The sequence below is a fragment of the Streptomyces sp. CA-106110 genome, from assembly GCF_050936285.1.
In the GTDB taxonomy this organism is placed as follows: domain Bacteria; phylum Actinomycetota; class Actinomycetes; order Streptomycetales; family Streptomycetaceae; genus Streptomyces.
Map to the genome: position 1 here is coordinate 7,704,187 of NZ_JBNJNB010000001.1, position 17,268 is coordinate 7,721,454.

Below are 17,268 nucleotides of genomic sequence, written 5' to 3' on the forward strand. Positions count from 1 at the left end.
ACCGCCTGTCAGTCCTCTTCGGTAGCGTCGGATCATGACCCAGGAGGCGAGTCGGGCGGGGCAGGCGGGTGCCGGTGAGCGGCGCCTGGCCGTGCTGGAGGGTGTGCTCGAGCGCATCACGTACGCCAACGAGGAGAACGGATACACGGTCGCCCGCGTAGACACCGGCCGCGGCGCCGGTGATCTGCTCACCGTCGTGGGCGCGCTCCTCGGTGCCCAGGTCGGGGAGTCGCTGAGGATGGAGGGGCGCTGGGGCTCCCACCCCCAGTACGGCAAGCAGTTCACCGTGGAGAACTACACGACGCTCCTGCCGGCCACCGTCCAGGGCATCCGCCGCTACCTCGGCTCGGGTCTCGTCAAGGGCATCGGCCCCGTCTTCGCCGACCGCATCACCCAGCACTTCGGGCTCGACACCCTGCAGATCATCGAGGAGGAGCCCAAGCGGCTCATCGAGGTGCCGGGCCTCGGCCCGAAGCGGACCAAGAAGATCGCCGACGCCTGGGAGGAGCAGAAGGCGATCAAGGAGGTCATGCTGTTCCTCCAGACCGTCCAGGTGTCCACGTCCATCGCCGTGCGCATCTACAAGAAGTACGGCGACGCCTCCATCTCCGTCGTCAAGAACCAGCCCTACCGCCTCGCCGCCGACGTCTGGGGCATCGGATTCCTCACCGCCGACCGGATCGCCCAGTCCGTCGGCATCCCGCACGACAGCCCGGAGCGCGTGAAGGCCGGCCTCCAGTACGCCCTGTCGCAGTCCACCGACCAGGGGCACTGCTACCTCCCCGAGGAGCGGCTGATCGCGGACGCGGTCAAGCTGCTCCAGGTCGACACCGGGCTCGTCATCGAGTGCCTGGCCGAGCTGGCGGCGCCCCCCGAGGACGACTCGGACCCCGGTGTCGTACGGGAACGGGTACCGGGACCGGACGGAGGGGATCCCGTCACCGCCGTCTACCTCGTCCCCTTCCATCGCGCCGAGCTCTCCCTCTCCGCCCAGCTGCTGCGTCTCCTGCGGACGGAGGAGGACCGGATGCCCGCCTTCCGGGACGTGGCGTGGGACAAGGCGCTGGGCTGGCTCAAGGGCCGCACGGGAGCCGAGCTGGCGCCCGAGCAGGAGGAGGCGGTACGGCTGGCGCTGACCGAGAAGGTCGCCGTCCTGACCGGCGGTCCTGGCTGCGGCAAGTCCTTCACCGTACGATCCATCGTCGAGCTCGCCCGGGCCAAGCGGGCCAAGGTCGTGCTCGCCGCCCCGACAGGGCGCGCCGCCAAGCGGCTCTCCGAGCTCACGGGTGCCGAGGCCTCCACCGTCCACCGGCTGCTCGAACTGAGGCCCGGCGGTGATGCCGCATACGACAGGGACCGTCCCCTCGACGCCGATCTGGTCGTCGTCGACGAGGCCTCGATGCTCGACCTGCTGCTCGCCAACAAGCTGGTCAAGGCCGTGGCACCGGGTGCTCATCTCCTCTTCGTCGGCGACGTGGACCAGCTCCCGAGCGTCGGCGCGGGAGAGGTCCTCAGGGATCTGCTCGCCGACGGGAGCCCCATCCCGGCCGTCCGCCTCACCCGCGTCTTCCGCCAGGCCCAGCAGTCGGGCGTGGTCACCAACGCGCACCGCATCAACTCCGGGCAGCACCCGCTCACCGACGGCCTGAAGGACTTCTTCCTCTTCGTGGAGGACGACACCGAGGAGGCCGGCCGGCTCACGGTGGACGTGGCGGCGCGGCGGATCCCGTCCCGGTTCGGGCTCGACCCGCGCCGGGATGTGCAGGTGCTCGCGCCGATGCACCGGGGACCCGCCGGGGCGGGCACCCTGAACGGGCTGCTCCAGCAGGCGATCACCCCCGCCCGCCCCGACCTGCAGGAGAAGCGGTTCGGCGGCCGGGTCTTCCGTGTCGGCGACAAGGTCACCCAGATTCGCAACAATTACGAAAAAGGGAAAAACGGTGTCTTCAACGGCACCGTGGGCGTGGTCACCTCGCTCGACCCGGTCGATCAGCGCCTCATGGTGCTGACGGACGAGGACGAGGAGGTCCCGTACGAGTTCGACGAGCTGGACGAGCTGGCGCACGCCTACGCGGTGACCATCCACCGCTCCCAGGGCAGCGAGTATCCGGCCGTGGTGATTCCGGTGACCACCGGGGCATGGATGATGCTCCAGCGGAACCTGCTGTACACGGCGGTGACCCGCGCCAAGAAGCTGGTCGTGCTCGTCGGTTCACGAAAGGCGATCGGACAGGCGGTGCGTACGGTGTCGGCGGGCCGGCGCGGTACGGCCCTGGATTACCGGCTCTCCCCGAGGCGCCTCGAGGACTGAGTCCGGGCATCCCGATTCCAGACCGCCCCGGGGTCCCGGAAAGGGGGTCCGGACCCGTCTCCGGAGCCCCGCAAGGGCAGACTCCAGACCGTCCCCGAGGCCCTCCGGGGCTCGAGTTGCAGGCTTCCCGACGGCAATCCAAAAAAATGATCGATCAAACGAGTCGCAAAGGTCACAGAGCACTTCCGGAACCGCGCGGAGGCGGGCAGGATGAGCCAGTTGACGGCACTCAGTGCCGCCGATGAGCCCAAGGGTCGACCCCGAGTGCACTCTCCTGCGCCAAATGGGGGATGGTAGAGACAGTCAGGGCACCTCGAAGATGAGGCACTACGTCGGTGAGGGAAGACGTGAGCGACAACTCTGTAGTACTGCGGTACGACGGCGGCGAGTACACCTACCCGGTGGTCGACAGCACCGTCGGTGACAAGGGCTTCGACATCGGGAAGCTCCGCGCCCAGACCGGTCTGGTCACCCTGGACAGCGGTTACGGCAACACCGCCGCATATAAATCCGCCATCACCTACCTCGACGGCGAGCAGGGCATTCTCCGGTACCGCGGCTACCCGATCGAACAGCTGGCCGAGCGCTCCACCTTCGTGGAGGTCGCCTACCTGCTGATCAACGGTGAGCTGCCGTCCGTCGACGAGCTCTCCGCCTTCAAGAACGAGATCACGCAGCACACCCTGCTGCACGAGGATGTCAAGAACTTCTACACGGGCTTCCCGCGCGACGCGCACCCGATGGCGATGCTCTCCTCGGTGGTCTCCGCGCTGTCCACGTTCTACCAGGACAGCCACAACCCCTTCGACGAGAAGCAGCGCAACCTCTCGACGATCCGCCTGCTCGCCAAGCTGCCGACGATCGCCGCGTACGCTTACAAGAAGTCGATCGGGCACCCCTTCGTCTACCCGCGCAACGACCTCGGCTACGTCGAGAACTTCCTGCGCATGACCTTCTCCGTCCCCGCGCAGGAGTACGACCTCGACCCGGTCGTCGTCTCCGCGCTGGACAAGCTGCTCATCCTGCACGCGGACCACGAGCAGAACTGCTCGACCTCCACGGTCCGGCTGGTCGGCTCCTCGCAGGCCAACATGTTCGCCTCGATCTCGGCCGGCATCAACGCGCTGTGGGGCCCGCTGCACGGCGGCGCCAACCAGTCCGTCCTGGAGATGCTCGAGGGCATCCGTGACTCCGGCAACGACGTCGACACCTTCATCCGCAAGGTGAAGAACAAGGAGGACGGCGTCCGCCTGATGGGCTTCGGCCACCGGGTCTACAAGAACTTCGACCCGCGCGCCAAGATCATCAAGGCCGCCGCGCACGATGTCCTCTCCGCCCTCGGCAAGGAGGACGAGCTCCTCGACATCGCCCTCAAGCTGGAGGAGCACGCGCTGTCCGACGACTACTTCGTCGAGCGCAAGCTCTACCCGAACGTGGACTTCTACACCGGCCTGATCTACCGCGCGATGGGCTTCCCGACCGAGATGTTCACGGTCCTGTTCGCCCTCGGCCGGCTGCCGGGCTGGATCGCCCAGTGGCACGAGATGATCAAGGAGCCGGGCTCGCGTATCGGCCGTCCGCGTCAGATCTACACGGGCGTGGTCGAGCGCGACTTCGTTCCGGTCGAGGAGCGCTGAGTATTTCCGCGTACGTGAGGCGTTTGTCTCTGTGTACGTAAGGCGTACGTCGTCGTAGAGCGGCGTACGCCTGGTGCGTGTTGTGCGTCATGCGATAAGCGGAAGGCGCCCTGCAGACGGTCCCCCCACGGGCCGGCACACAGGGCGCCTTCCCATGTCCCGGTGCGGATTCCCCCCACGGGATCCGGCCGGGCGTCTACGGGACAGCGCCTGAATCGCTGCGAGCAAAACGAGCACAACTCGGCGTACCACTGCGATGCGGTCTGCCGGGACGCGTACCGACGGGAGGGCCGCTCAAAGCTCCCCGGTGTACGTGCCCCGGCAACGCAGTTCCTGGGAACGTCCCCCAAGACATCCCCAGATGTCAGTCACGCCCCCCAAGACGCTTCTGACATCGCCAACTTAGACTCACGAACCCTTCCGCTGGTTACGTTCACATCATTGTGATCTGCGTCTCTTGCATATGTCCTGAAGGTGCGCAAGAGCCCCGAAATGGCGATCGAGGCCCCAGCGTAAGGATGATGCGCGAGCCTTGTGAAGAGCTTATGTGAGGCACGCCTCGGACTCTAGAGGGGCTGCGGCTCTCGCGTCAGGAGAACGTCCGGAGCCGAAGGCTGTTCGTGACGACGAACACCGAGGAGAACGCCATGGCCGCACCGGCAATCATGGGGTTGAGGAGCCCGGCGGCGGCCAGCGGCAGAGCGGCCACGTTGTATCCGAACGCCCACACGAGGTTTCCCTTGATCGTGGCAAGCGTCCGCCGCGACAGCCGGATCGCGTCCGCCGCCACCCGCAGATCACCGCGCACCAGCGTGAGATCGCCGGCCTCGATCGCCGCGTCCGTGCCGGTACCCATGGCGAGGCCCAGATCGGCGGTGGCGAGCGCGGCGGCGTCGTTGACGCCGTCACCGACCATGGCGACCGTCCGTCCCTCGGCCTTGAGGCGCCGGACGACCTCGACCTTGTCCTGGGGCAGCACCTCGGCGATCACCTCGCCCGCGGCGATGCCGACGGCGCGCGCCACGGCCTCCGCCACCGTCCGGTTGTCACCGGTCAGCAGGACCGGCTTCAGCCCGAGCGCGCGCAGTTCCCGTACGGCTTCGGCACTGCTCTCCTTGACCGCGTCGGCGACGGTGAGCACGCCCAGGGCCACGCCGTCCCGGGCCACCACGACGGCCGTACGCCCCTCTGTCTCGGCCCCGGCCTTCGCCCGGCCCAGGGAGGCAGGGAGGGCGCCCGGGAAGCGGCCCACGGTGACCTCGTGCCCTTCCAGGCGCCCGCGGACGCCCAGCCCGGGGACGTTCTCGAAGCCCTCCACCTCAGGAAGGTCGCCGACGCGCTCCTGGGCGCCCGCCGCGATCGCCTGGGCGATGGGGTGCTCGGAGGCGTGCTCCAGGGCGCCCGCGAGCCGCAGGACCTCCTTCTCGTCGGCGTCCTCGGCGGAGTACACCCCCTGGAGGGTCATGCGCCCGGTGGTGACCGTGCCGGTCTTGTCCAGGAGCACCGTGTCAATCCGGCGCGTGGACTCCAGAACCTCCGGGCCCTTGATGAGGATGCCCAGCTGGGCGCCGCGGCCCGTGCCCACCATCAGCGCGGTCGGGGTGGCCAGGCCCAGCGCACAGGGGCAGGCGATGATCAGCACCGCGACGGCCGCGGTGAACGCGGCCACCATGTCGCCGGTGACACCGAGCCACACCCCGAACGTGCCCAGGGCGATCAGCAGCACGACGGGGACGAAGATCCCGGAGACGCGGTCGGCGAGCCGCTGCACCTCTGCTTTGCCGTTCTGCGCGTCCTCGACGAGCCGCGCCATTCGCGCCAGCTGGGTGTCGGCGCCGACCCGGGTCGCCTCGACCACCAGCCGGCCCCCCACGTTCACGGTCGCGCCGGTCACGGCGTCGCCGGCCGCCACGTCGACCGGCACCGACTCCCCGGTCAGCATGGAGACGTCGACCGCGGAGACACCCTCGACGACCGTCCCGTCCGTGGCGATCTTCTCGCCGGGCCGTACGACGAACCGGTCGCCGACGGCCAGCCGCGCCACCGGAATGCGCACCTCACGAGCGACGCCCCGTTGCGTGCCGTCGCCGTCACCCTGGAGCGCGTCGCGCCCGCCCTCCTCGTAGCGCAGGACCGCCACGTCCTTCGCGCCGAGTTCCAGCAGCGCCTTCAGCGCCGCGCCCGCGCGCCGCTTGGAGCGGTCCTCCAGATAGCGGCCGAGCAGGATGAGCGCGACGACTCCGGCCGCCACTTCGAGATAGATGGTCGAGGAGCCGTCGGTGCGCGAGACGGTGAGGTCGAAGCCGTGACGCATGCCGGGCATCCCGGCATCTCCCCAGAACAGCGCCCACAGGGACCAGCCGAACGCGGCGAGCGTGCCGACCGAGACCAGGGTGTCCATGGTCGCGGCGCCGTGCCGGGCGTTGGTGAACGCGGCCTTGTGGAACGGCAGTCCGCCCCATACGACGACGGGAGCGGCCAGCGTCAGTGAGAGCCACTGCCAGTTGTCGAACTGCAGGGCCGGCACCATCGAGAGCAGCACGACGGGCAGGGCGAGCAGCGCCGAGACGGTGAGGCGCTGACGGAGGGCGGCCGACTCGGGGTCCCGGCCGCCGCCGTCGGTCTCCTCGGGCCCGTCGGCCGCTTCGGGCCGGGGCGGCGGGGGTTCTTCCGCGGTGTAGCCGGTCTTCACCACCGTGGCGATCAGGTCGGCGACCTCGATCCCCGGGGCGTACGCGACCTTCGCCTTCTCCGTGGCGAAGTTCACCGTGGCGGTGACGCCGTCCATGCGGTTGAGCTTCTTCTCGACCCGGGCCGCGCAGGAGGCACAGGTCATGCCGCCGATGGTGAGCTCGACCTCGGCGGGTGCGGCGACCTCTATCGGGGCGGGTGCTGTGGTGCTGGTCATGTCCGGACTCCAGACAACGGACCAGGCCGTGCGGAGCCAGTATCAGCTGGTCGACATGGCCCGGTGCGGAGAGCAGATGCTGGTGCTTCAGGCCCTGCCGACGAGTTCGAAACCGGCCTCGTCGACCGCGGCCCGCACGGCCTCGTCCTCGAGGGGCGCGGCGGAGACCACGGTCACCTCGCCGGTGGATGCGACGGCGGTGACCGAGCTGACTCCGGTGATCCCGGAGATCTCGCCGGAGACGGCGCCTTCGCAGTGCCCGCAGCTCATTCCGCTCACCTTGTAGACGGTCGTCACGGAACCAGGGGCGTCGGTCTGCGCGGTCATGTCTTACTCCTCGAGGAGGCACGTGAGGCTTACGTGCAACCACACTATACCCCTAGGGGGTATTCATCAAAGAGGTTCGGGGCGCGTCGCGGGCGCGCTCCTCGGGCCTGGGGTCCGGTGCGCGGGGCCGGGCGGCGGCGTGCCGGGGCCGGGCTGCGGACCTGGGCTGCCGCGCGGGGTCATCTGCCGCGCGGGGCCGGCGCGTGGATCGGCGGGCGGGGCGGGGTCGCGGTGTGGGGCCGGGGCTGGGCGGGGCGAGGTCTGAGCCGGGTCGGGACCGCGGGGTGGGGCTGCCACGCGGGCGCGGCTGCCGTGCCGAGCCCGGCGGCCGCGCGACGGCCTCAGGGGCTGGGCTTGTCGCCCAGAAGCGGCTCCAGATACCGGTACATCACGCTCTTCAGCTCGGCGATGTACGCCTCCCGCTCCACGCCCTCGTGGGACATGATCAGGTCGAGGCCGGCCTTGAAGAGGGCGAGCGCCATGTTCGCGGTCCGGGAGCGCTCGTCGGACGGTGTGGTCGGCAGATAGCCGGCGACCATCTGCTCGATGCGGGTGAGCGAGGCCTCGTGCAGGGTGTTGTGCTCCTGGGCGATCGGTCCGGGGGTGTCGGGGCCGTGCAGGAGGACGGCGAAGGCGGGGTTCTCGACGTTGAAGGCGATCAACGGGTCGAGGGTCGCGTCCAGCATCTCGGCCAGGGGCAGCCCGAGGTTCTCCTGGGCGAGGGCCCGGTCCTGCGACTCCTGCCACTGCCGCAGCAACTCGTCGCCGAGGCTGATCGCGATCGCTTCCTTGTTCGGGAAGAACTGGTACAGCGTGCCCGGGGAGACGCCGGCCTCCCGGGCGATCGCGTTCGTGCTCGCGGCGGTGTAGCCGGTGCGGCAGAAGACCGTGGCGGCGGCCTGCAGGAGTTGGGCGATGCGGCGCTCGCCGCGCGCCTGGCGGCGGCGCGGCCTGGTCTCCTGCGGCTGCTGCTCGGCCGGTTCCGTGGCCGGCCCGGTGACCGGCCCCTCCGTCTGCTGACTCTTGGGCACGCGTTATCCCCAGCTTCTCGGAACGCGATTGACAAACGCGAGCGGTCGCTCGCATTCTTGGAACGCGAGCGAAGACTCGTGTTTTCCAGTCTATGTGCAATGGACGACCCATGCCCCCTGCACGGACGTACAGGATGCGGGGTCACGGTGAAGGGGACACCGCATCATGGCCGAAGTCAACAACACAGTTCGCCGGGACAGGCGCGACGAAGGGGGCGGATCCGAACCGGGCATGGACCCCGGGGGTACAGGACCGGGAGGTGCGCGGCCCGGCGGCTGGACCCGCTTCGTGACCGCGCGGCCCCGGCTGTCGCTGCTCGTCGCGTTGCTGCTCACCGCGCTGGCCGTGGTGGCCGGCAGCGGGGTCGCCGACCGGCTGGGCAGCGGCGGCTGGCAGGACCCGGCCGCCCAGTCCACGTACGCGACCACGGCGCTGGAGCGTGAGTTCCCCGCTTCACAGCCCAATCTGCTGCTCCTCGTCGACTCCGGGCACAGGTCCGTGGACGATCCGGCGGTCGCCGCCGAGGCCGAGCGTCTGACCGCGCGGTTCGCCTCGGAGCGCGGTGTCACAGGAGTCGGCTCCTACTGGAAGTCGGGCGCGCCCGCGCTGCGCGCCGCGGACGGCCACGAGGCGCTGATAGCGGCGCACATCACGGGCGAGGAGAAGGCGGCGAGCGACACCCTGGACCGCATCGCGCCCTCCTACCGGGGAGCACACGGCCCGGTGACGGTGAAGGTCGGCGGCCCGGTCGCCGTGCGCTCCGAGATGCAGACGACGATCCAGGAGGACCTGGCACGGGCGGAGCTGATCGCCCTGCCGATCACCCTGGTGCTGCTGGTGATGGTCTTCGGCAGCGCGGTCGCGGCCCTGCTGCCGCTGGGCATCGGCATCGTCGCCATCCTCGGCACCAACGCCGTGCTGCGCGGGCTCACTGAGCTCACCGACGTGTCCGTCTTCGCGCTGAACCTCACCACGGCCCTGGGTCTCGGCCTCGCCATCGACTACGCGCTGTTCATCGTGCGCAGGTTCCGCGAGGAACTGTCCACGGACGGCGACCCGTTGAGCGCCGTCGCCGTGACGCTGCGCACCGCGGGGCGTACGGTCCTCTTCTCCGCCCTGACGGTGGCCGTCTCCCTGGCCGCGATGCTGGTCTTCCCCCAGTACTTCCTGCGCTCCTTCGCCTACGCCGGCATCGCGGTGGTGCTCCTGGCCGCGGCGGCAGCCCTGGTCCTGCTCCCGGCGGCCCTGGTGCTGCTGGGCCACCGGGTGAACGCCCTCGACCTGAGGCGGCTGTTCAGGCGCGGGGCCCCGCGGGAGACCCGGCAGGGCACCGGCTGGGGTAGGATGGCGGCGCTCGTGATGCGGCGTGCTCCGATCTTCGCCGTGGCCACCACGGTCGGCCTGGTGATCCTCGGACTGCCCTTCCTGGGCGTGAAGTTCGGCACGGCGGACGACCGTCAGTTGCCTTCGGGCGCCGATTCCCATGTGGTGCAGCAGCACATTCGCGACGGGTTCCCGGGCAGCCCGGGCGGCGCCCTGGAGGTGCTCGCCGAGGGACGGGCCACCCCGGCGCAGTACGCCGCCTACAAGGACCGCGTCGCAGCTCTGCCCGAGGTGCAGCGGGTGGACGGACCGCTGGTCAGCGGCGAGAAGGCGTACTTCACGGTCCAGCCGAGGGGCGAGGCGGTGGACTCCGGAGCGCAGCGGCTGGTCGGCGAACTGCGCGGCGTCCGAGCCCCGTTCGACACCTCGGTGACGGGCACGGCCGCGATCCTGGTGGACTCCAAGCACGCGATCGCCGAGCGGCTGCCCTGGGCGACGGCCGTCATCGCCGCTGTCACCCTGCTCCTGGTCTTCCTGCTCACCGGCAGCGTGCTGATTCCGGTGCAGGCGGTCCTGCTCAACGCACTGAGTCTCACGGCGATGTTCGGTGCGGTGGTCTGGGTCTTCCAGGACGGGCATCTGTCGGGCCTGCTCGGCTTCACCAGTCCAGGCTCGATCGAGACGACGCTGCCGGTCCTGATGTTCTGCGTGGCCTTCGGTCTCTCCATGGACTACGGCGTCTTCCTGCTGTCCCGTATCAAGGAGGAGTACGACCACACGGGCGACCACCGTGAGGCGGTGCGCTTCGGGTTGCAGCGCACCGGCGGGCTGATCACCGCGGCGGCGGTCATCCTGGCGGTGGTGATGGTCGCGATCGGTACCTCACGGGTGACCAACACCAAGATGCTCGGTCTGGGCATCGCGCTGGCGGTCCTGATGGACGCGATGGTCGTGCGCAGCCTGCTGGTCCCGGCGGTGATGCGACTGACCGGCCGGGCCACCTGGTGGGCTCCCGCACCGCTGCGGCGCTTCCACCAGCGGTTCGGGCTGCACGAGGAGGAACCGTTGGCGGTCGTTGTCCAGGAATCCGAGGCCGACCGGGACCGCGACAAGGCCGGGGCGCGCGGCTAGCGTTCCGCCGGAGGGATGATCTCCGGGTCCGGGTCCGGGTCCGGGTCCGGGTCCGGGCCCGGACCCGGAGATCGCAGACGCGGGCGGAAGGTGCGGTCGTATGCGTGCGGTGGTGTTCGAGCGGTACGGAGAGCCGGCCGAGGTGCGCGAGGTGGCGGACCCGGAGCCTTCCGAGCACGGTGTCGTGGTGCGCGTCGAGGCGACGGGCCTGTGCCGCAGCGACTGGCACGGCTGGATGGGACACGACCCGGACATCACCCTTCCCCATGTGCCAGGCCACGAACTGGCGGGTGTGGTCGAGGAGGTGGGCGCCGCAGTGACCGGGTGGCGGCCCGGCGACCGGGTCACGGTGCCTTTCGTCTGCGCCTGCGGGAGCTGTCCGTCCTGTGCGGCGGGCGACCAGCAGGTGTGCGAGCGGCAGACCCAGCCGGGGTTCACGCAGTGGGGTTCCTTCGCACAGTACGTGGCGCTGGAGCACGCGGACGTGAATCTCGTCGCGGTCCCCGAGGACATGTCGTTCCGGACGGCCGCGTCGCTGGGCTGCCGGTTCGCCACGGCCTACCGTGCGGTCGTCCAGCAGGGCCGGGCTGCGGCGGGGGAGTGGGTCGCGGTGCACGGCTGCGGCGGTGTCGGCCTCTCGGCGGTGATGATCGCGGCGGCGTGTGGTGCGAGGGTCGTCGCCGTCGATGTATCGCCTCAGGCCCTCGACCTGGCACGGAAGTTCGGGGCGGCCGAGTGCCTTGACGCCACGGCCACCGAGGACACGGCGGAGGCCGTCCGCGCCCTGACGGGCGGCGGTGCCCACGTCTCCCTTGACGCACTCGGCTCCCCGGCGACGTGTGCCGCATCGGTGAACGGCCTGCGCCGCCGCGGCCGCCATGTCCAGGTCGGCCTGCTGCCGTCCACGACTGGTACGACCCCGGTGCCCATGTCCCGGGCCATCGCCCTGGAGCTGGAACTCCTCGGCAGCCACGGCATGGCGGCCCACACCTACCCGCCCATGCTGGAGTTGGTCCGCTCCGGCGCCCTGCGCCCCGACCTCCTGGTCACCTCGACGATTCCGCTGAGCGCGTCCCCCGGGGCCCTGGCAGCGATGGGTACTACCCCGGGCAACGGAGTGACGGTGATCGAACCGTGGATCTGAGACGTCCTCGACGGACGGGCCGGGTCGTCGCGGTCCCTTCCGGCCCCCGGAGCTACGCACCCGGCACGGCCGCGAAGGCGACGACGGACGAGTGACCCGCCCCGCGTGGGGCGGGTCGTTCGGCGAACCGGAAAGTCAGGTCTCTCCGCGGCCGCGATTGCCGGGGCGGGAGGCCACCCAGTGCCGCACCGTGTCGGCGTACCAGTAGGGCTTTCCGCCCTCCACATGGTCGGGTGGCGGAAGCAGTCCGTGTTTGCGGTAGGACCTCACGGTGTCCGGCTGCACCCGGATGTGCGCGGCGATCTCCTTGTAGGACCAGAGACGACGTTCGGTCATCAGCAGCACCTCCCCGCGCGCGCCGCGGCGGCGACCTGGGGGAGGTCGTCGGGGGAGCCGGGCGCTGCGCTGGCGATCACAAAGCCTGTGCTCCCTCAACGAGGCACCTCGCGAAGCGGACAGGGCTTGTGAACCGGGTGTGACGGAAGGGCCGCGTATCCGGGACATGTGTGACACGGAGGAGTTCTTTGTGACACGGATGATGAATTCGGGGCCGTCAACGGCGTCTTCGCCGCCCCGGACCCACCTCCGAGTTCCGCACACGGATACGGCCCAGGGGCGGCACCCATGTGAATGGGTTACCGCCCCTGGGCCGTGCCGTGAGGAGGAATTGTGCGGCGCGGGTGCCGGGCGCGCGAGGTGCCCGGCACCGGCCCGCTAGCGGTGGGACGTGGTCCTGCCCCGTCGGTACAGGATGAGCCCGCCGGCCAGCATCGCGACGCTGACCGCCGAGGCCGCGAGCAGACCCTCGCTGCCGGTCTCGGCCAGGGCGGCGGGCGCCACGTGCGTCTGCGTGCTGGGCGAGTTGACCGCCGGCACGCCGATCTCCGGCGTGTTCGGCTGCTGCTGGGGAACGCTGGGCTGCGCGGGGTGTTCTTGGCCGGTCTGGCTGGTCCCCTGCGCCGGTGTGTGCGAGACGCCGACACCAGGCTGGGCCGTGCCGGGGCCGCTCGAGCACGGGGCGCAGCTGGAACCGCTGTCACGGGGGGTCTGCGCCGGGACGGAGGGGACCTGCTGCACAGGGGCCGCCTGCGCTGCGGGGCCGCCGTTGGCACAGGAGTTGCCGAACGCGGGGTTCAGCGCCGCGGCCACATTCACCGTGTTGCCGCATACGTTGACCGGGATGTGCACGGGGACCTGGACGGTGTTGCCGGACGCGACGCCCGGTGATCCGGCCGCGGTGCCGTCGGCCTGCGAGTCCGCGAGCACCGGGCTGCCGCACAGGGAGAGGATGCCCGTCGCGGCGGCCGCCGCGACCATTCCCCTGCTCAGGGTCTGTCGCAATCTAGTTGTCTTCCTGCTGGTAGTAGTGGGAAAGCCGGCCCTGGAGCCGTGAAGTGCAGTCCAGGGCCGGCCCTGACACGGCCGGGCGGCTGGTGAGTGAGGACATCAGCCGCGGCGGCTATGACGTCAGCTGTTGGAGCACGCGTTGCCGAACGCCGGGTTCAGCAGCGCGATGACGTTGACCGTGTTACCGCACGCGTTGATGGGCACGTGCACGGGAATCTGGATGACGTTCCCGGACAGAACACCCGGAGAGTTGACGGCGGAACCTTCGGCGCCCGAGTCGGCCATCGCCGGAGCAGCCATTCCCAGGGCCATGATGGCGCCGGCGACAACGGCAGCGCTCTTCTTGTGCTTCACGTGGTTTCCCTTCTGTGCGGTCGTGCCCCTGTGACGGCCGGTGCCCAACGTCGCTTGATTTAGGCAGCTGATGCCATCTGTCGAGGCGGAGGCGACGTCTCGTCATATGTGGTGATCTGCGGGATGGCTGGGCTGTTCGGTGGTGCGGGGCGTTGGTCTTGGGGGAAGAGCTGGAGCTCGATGGTGTGGGTGACGTGGGTGGTGGCCGGTTCGTCGGGTCGCAGGCTGCGGTAGCCGGTGCCGCTGCGCTTGGTGGCGCGGGGTGCGGCGCGTCCGGGGCGGGGCTTGACGGCCTCGCGGATCAGGTCGTCCTGGACGTCACGGACCTTGGCGGTCAGCTGGCGAGGGGAAAAGTCCGCGCCGACGGAGCGTCGGGCGGCGGCGAGGGTCTGCTTGAAGCTGATGTGCGAGACGGGGAGGTGGGCGCGGTGGGCGGAATCGGCGGCCAGCTGGTGGAGGGCCTGGTAGACGCACAGCATGGCCCACAGTTCCTGCTCGACCATGGCGGGGCTGTTCGAGCGGAGGGTGGCGGTTCGCCCGCCGCGCTGCTCGATTTTGATGTGTTTGAAGATCGTTTCGCTGGTCCAGCGCGCCGTGTACAGCTCCGCCAGCTCGCGGGCGGGCGCCGAGGCCGGGTCGAGCAGCGTGGTGATCAGACAGAACAGCTCGGAGGTCTCCCCGCTCGCCCCGTCCTTATCGAGGGTGGTGGTCAGCACCGTGTACTCGATCACCCGCACCGTGATCCGCGCCCCGCGCGGGCCGTTGAGGTGGGAGAGGTAGGTGCCGTCCGACAGGACGTGATCCACCGGCAAGGTGAAGGAGTCCGAGACGCGCCAAAGGAGTTGGGCGCCCCTGTCCGCGGCGGCCTGCCACAGGCCGAAGGCGGGAAAGCCTCGGTCGGCCATCACGAGCATCCCCGTGTGCAGGTGCACCAGCAGGCGCCGTGCCAGGGTCCGCTCACCCACCGCGAAGGAGTCGAAGACCGCGCCGATCATCGCCTTGGTGCCGCACTCCACCAGTGCCAGCAGCCGTACCTGCGGATACGGACCGGGCCGGCCTCCGTTGGAGGCGCGGGTGTAGGCGGCGGCGTTCGCCTCGCTGTCCGGCACGTCGAGCAGGGAGCCATCCAGGGAAGCCAGGCGCAGGCCACGCCAGAAGGCACCGGGGGTGGCCGGACTCCCGCTCGCCCCTGCGACCCGGTCGAACAACAACCGGAGCGGACCGGGCCCCACTCGCTGGCGGGCCAACGTCAGTGAGCCCGTGCCGACCGGCCGCCACTCCTCACCCCGTCGACGCGGCCAATGCTCCACCAACTCCCGCAGCACCAGCCCGTATCCGTTTCCCGTGAACAGCCACATCGTGAGCACGAAGTACACCACCAGCCGCGACGGCAAGGACCGAGTCCGCTCCTCCCGCGCCCCAGCCTCGTCAACCACAAAGTCAACCAACTCGGGCGTAAAGGTCCGCGACAGCAGCCCCATCCGGATCCGCTCCGGGTACGTCTCACCAGCTATGTGACCCCTCGACACAAGAGCGAGATGATAGGCGATCTTAGACTATCCAAGCGACGTTGGCCGGAGCCGAGCGAGCACAACTTGAACAGCTCGCCGCACGACCTGCACACTGTGAAACGAGGAATAGGCGGCTGAAGCAACTCCCGAACTGCATGCGCCAACTAATTCACCCGAACGCCGCCGGTGAATTCATACGCAAAGCGCATCGGGGATCGATCCGATCCCGCAAGAGTCGAGGCAATGCACCGAGCAGGATGGGGAGTTGCTCTAGGGCACGCCCCAACTCGTCACCGGCCTGCTCGTTGCGGGCAGCCGCGTGCAGCCCGAACTTCGGCTGTTGCCAGTACCGTTGCCCGCCAGGACCGGGATGTCGTTCACGAGGTGCGAAAACGATTCGTCACCCTTGGCCCGGGTCGAGTTCCCGGCGCACCGCTGGTTCTGCGCGGCCGAGGACCGGCACGTCCTGGGCCGCGACCGGCACGAGACCCACGAGCGACCCGGCGTTCTCCTTCGCCGGCGGGCCTACGCAGAGCCTGTCGAGCGAGCCCCGGACGAGCGGCTGCTGCGGACGCCGGCCATTCCCTTGCGGAACATTTCCCGTACCTTTCCCGGCCAAGATCCATGGTCCTGCTCTGCCACCAACCCGGCCCCCTCGGAGTGGTTTCGGCAATTCACCCGGACGGGCCGGTCCACGGCGGCTGATTCGGCCATTCCGCAGGTGGGGCGCGGCCCTGTTCCACTCCTCCGTATGGACCATCGGAGTGAATGGGAGCAACCAAGAGATCGCCTGGTAGTTGTCCAGAGCGCTCCGGTGGACGGGGTTTCTCCAGAAGGGACTAGTAGGGCTTGGTCAGGTAGGGGGCGAGCGTGTCGTATCAGGGCCAGGGTCTTCGGCAGGTGGGGCACGCCCCGGCCCAGCAGACGAGGAGGACTTGGAGCCCGGCCACGACCTGGTAGATCGTCAGACCGTGGCCGGTGCTGGCGGGCACAGTCGCTCCAGGGTGCAGAACGCCTGCGCCACCGAGGCCAGCGTGAGATGTCGCAGGAAGCCCTGGTAGGTGCGTCCCTCGAAGTGGCCCAGCCCCAGGGCGGTCTTCAATTCCCGGTAGTCGTGCTCGACCCGCCAGCGGATCTTCGCCAGCCGCACCAGGCGCCGCAGGGGAACGTGGGCGGGCAAGGTGGACAGCCAGTACTTGGTCGGCTCCGGCTCTTTGGCGGGCCACTCGGCCAGCAGCCAGCACACCGGCAGGTCCTCACCGGGGTGCGCCCGGCGGACCCGCGCTCCGGCCGGCCGGACCCGCAGCGCGACGAAGTACGAGCGCAGCGGCCCCTTCGAGCCGCGCCGCCAGGTGACGCGGTGCCGTGCGCCGCGCCCGGCGGCCAGCACGATCTCGCGGACCGACACCGGCTTGTCCCGGTAGCAGGGCACCGGCGGCCGCCCGGTGCCCGACCACGGCGGGGCGGTGCGCGCCGCCGTCTGGGGCAACACCGCGGTATCCGACCGCACCCCGACGACATACGCGATCTCCCGCTCCTCCAGTGCCAGGCGAAAGGCCCCGTCCTGCCCGTAGCCCTCGTCGGCCACCACCAGCGGCGGATCCAGGCCCCAGCAGCGCAGCTCGTCGACCATGTCCACGGCCAGCTGCCACTTCGGCACGTGCCCGACCTCATCGGGGACGCGCGCCCGACGGCGCCGCAGGACGGCGCTCTCGGGCTCGTCTGCGGTGGCCGGATCCCATTCGGCGGGCAGGAACAGCCGCCAGTTCACCGGGCAGGAGGCGGCGTCGGTGACCAGGTGCAGACTCGGCGCGACCTGGCAGTTGGCGGTCTTGCCCAGCGCGCCGCAGTACTGCGCGGCCACCCCGGGGAGGCATGACCGTCCTTGGGGAAGGACACGTCGTCGATCACCCAGGCTGCCGGGTGGATGGCCGGCTCCATCCGCCAGGCCAGCTCGGCCAGCACCATCTGGTGCGACCACGGGGAGTCGGCCAGGAACTGCTGCAGGCCCTGCCGGTCCACCCCCAGCCGGGCGGCCATCGGCTCCATCGACTTGCGCCGCCCCGCGCCCAGCAGCCCCCGCACATACCGCTCGCCCCACCGCCGCTGATCCACCCGCCCGAACGAGCCGAACACCTCGGCCGCGAGCGACTCCAACCGCTGTTGGGCCTCCGTGAGCTCCTGCGGTGTCATTCCCCTCACCTCCGAGAGACGACACACCGCTACTCACCCAAGGTAACCAA

11 protein-coding genes and 2 pseudogenes are annotated in these 17,268 nt (G+C 70.0%); 4 read left to right on the forward strand and 9 right to left on the reverse strand.

What is annotated here, in order from left to right; genetic code table 11:
* Positions 1-34 precede the first annotated feature (34 nt).
* The gene (gene recD2 / locus ACQEXA_RS35505; RefSeq protein WP_432927981.1) at positions 35-2,311 is read left to right on the forward strand and encodes an SF1B family DNA helicase RecD2; all 2,277 of its coding nucleotides are present in this window, start codon (positions 35-37) and stop codon (positions 2,309-2,311) included.
* 347 nt (positions 2,312-2,658) lie between these two features.
* Positions 2,659-3,948, forward strand: a complete 1,290-nt coding sequence (locus ACQEXA_RS35510; protein WP_432927979.1) for a citrate synthase — start codon at positions 2,659-2,661, stop codon at positions 3,946-3,948.
* Between the two features lie 589 nt (positions 3,949-4,537).
* Here ACQEXA_RS35510 and ACQEXA_RS35515 read toward each other — a convergent pair.
* The 3 genes from ACQEXA_RS35515 to ACQEXA_RS35525 form a co-directional block, all read right to left on the reverse strand.
* A complete protein-coding gene (locus tag ACQEXA_RS35515; RefSeq protein ID WP_433132055.1) occupies positions 4,538-6,856 on the reverse strand; it encodes a heavy metal translocating P-type ATPase in 2,319 nt (772 codons plus the stop codon).
* 87 nt (positions 6,857-6,943) lie between these two features.
* The gene (locus ACQEXA_RS35520) at positions 6,944-7,183 is read right to left on the reverse strand and encodes a heavy-metal-associated domain-containing protein (RefSeq protein ID WP_359399234.1); all 240 of its coding nucleotides are present in this window, start codon (positions 7,181-7,183) and stop codon (positions 6,944-6,946) included.
* 341 nt (positions 7,184-7,524) lie between these two features.
* Positions 7,525-8,214 carry a TetR family transcriptional regulator gene (locus tag ACQEXA_RS35525; RefSeq protein WP_432927974.1) on the reverse strand — a complete coding sequence of 230 codons (690 nt, stop codon included), beginning with the start codon at positions 8,212-8,214 and terminating at the stop codon, positions 7,525-7,527.
* 232 nt (positions 8,215-8,446) lie between these two features.
* On the opposite strand from ACQEXA_RS35525, the gene ACQEXA_RS35530 reads away from it, so the two are divergent.
* Both ACQEXA_RS35530 and ACQEXA_RS35535 read left to right on the forward strand, forming a co-directional pair.
* A complete protein-coding gene (locus ACQEXA_RS35530) occupies positions 8,447-10,669 on the forward strand; it encodes an MMPL family transporter (RefSeq protein ID WP_433134691.1) in 2,223 nt (740 codons plus the stop codon).
* Positions 10,670-10,769: 100 nt separating this feature from the next.
* Complete coding sequence (locus ACQEXA_RS35535; protein WP_432927972.1) at positions 10,770-11,813, forward strand: zinc-dependent alcohol dehydrogenase family protein; 1,044 nt, start codon at positions 10,770-10,772, stop codon at positions 11,811-11,813.
* Positions 11,814-11,948: 135 nt separating this feature from the next.
* Here the strand turns inward: ACQEXA_RS35535 and ACQEXA_RS35540 are convergent, their stop codons facing one another.
* From ACQEXA_RS35540 to ACQEXA_RS35565, 6 genes and pseudogenes are all read right to left on the reverse strand, one after another.
* On the reverse strand, positions 11,949-12,149 hold the full coding sequence (locus tag ACQEXA_RS35540; RefSeq protein WP_359399228.1) for a helix-turn-helix transcriptional regulator: 201 nt from the start codon (positions 12,147-12,149) through the stop codon (positions 11,949-11,951).
* Positions 12,150-12,527: 378 nt separating this feature from the next.
* A complete protein-coding gene (locus ACQEXA_RS35545) occupies positions 12,528-13,130 on the reverse strand; it encodes a chaplin family protein (RefSeq protein ID WP_433134693.1) in 603 nt (200 codons plus the stop codon).
* Positions 13,131-13,280: 150 nt separating this feature from the next.
* Complete coding sequence (locus tag ACQEXA_RS35550) at positions 13,281-13,472, reverse strand: chaplin (RefSeq protein WP_359399255.1); 192 nt, start codon at positions 13,470-13,472, stop codon at positions 13,281-13,283.
* Positions 13,473-13,573: 101 nt separating this feature from the next.
* Complete coding sequence (locus tag ACQEXA_RS35555; RefSeq protein ID WP_433134695.1) at positions 13,574-14,995, reverse strand: IS4 family transposase; 1,422 nt, start codon at positions 14,993-14,995, stop codon at positions 13,574-13,576.
* A gap of 366 nt (positions 14,996-15,361) precedes the next feature.
* A pseudogene (locus ACQEXA_RS35560) lies at positions 15,362-15,698 on the reverse strand (rodlin); the annotation flags it as partial.
* Between the two features lie 291 nt (positions 15,699-15,989).
* Positions 15,990-17,218 (reverse strand): annotated as a pseudogene (locus tag ACQEXA_RS35565) (IS701 family transposase).
* Positions 17,219-17,268 lie beyond the last annotated feature (50 nt).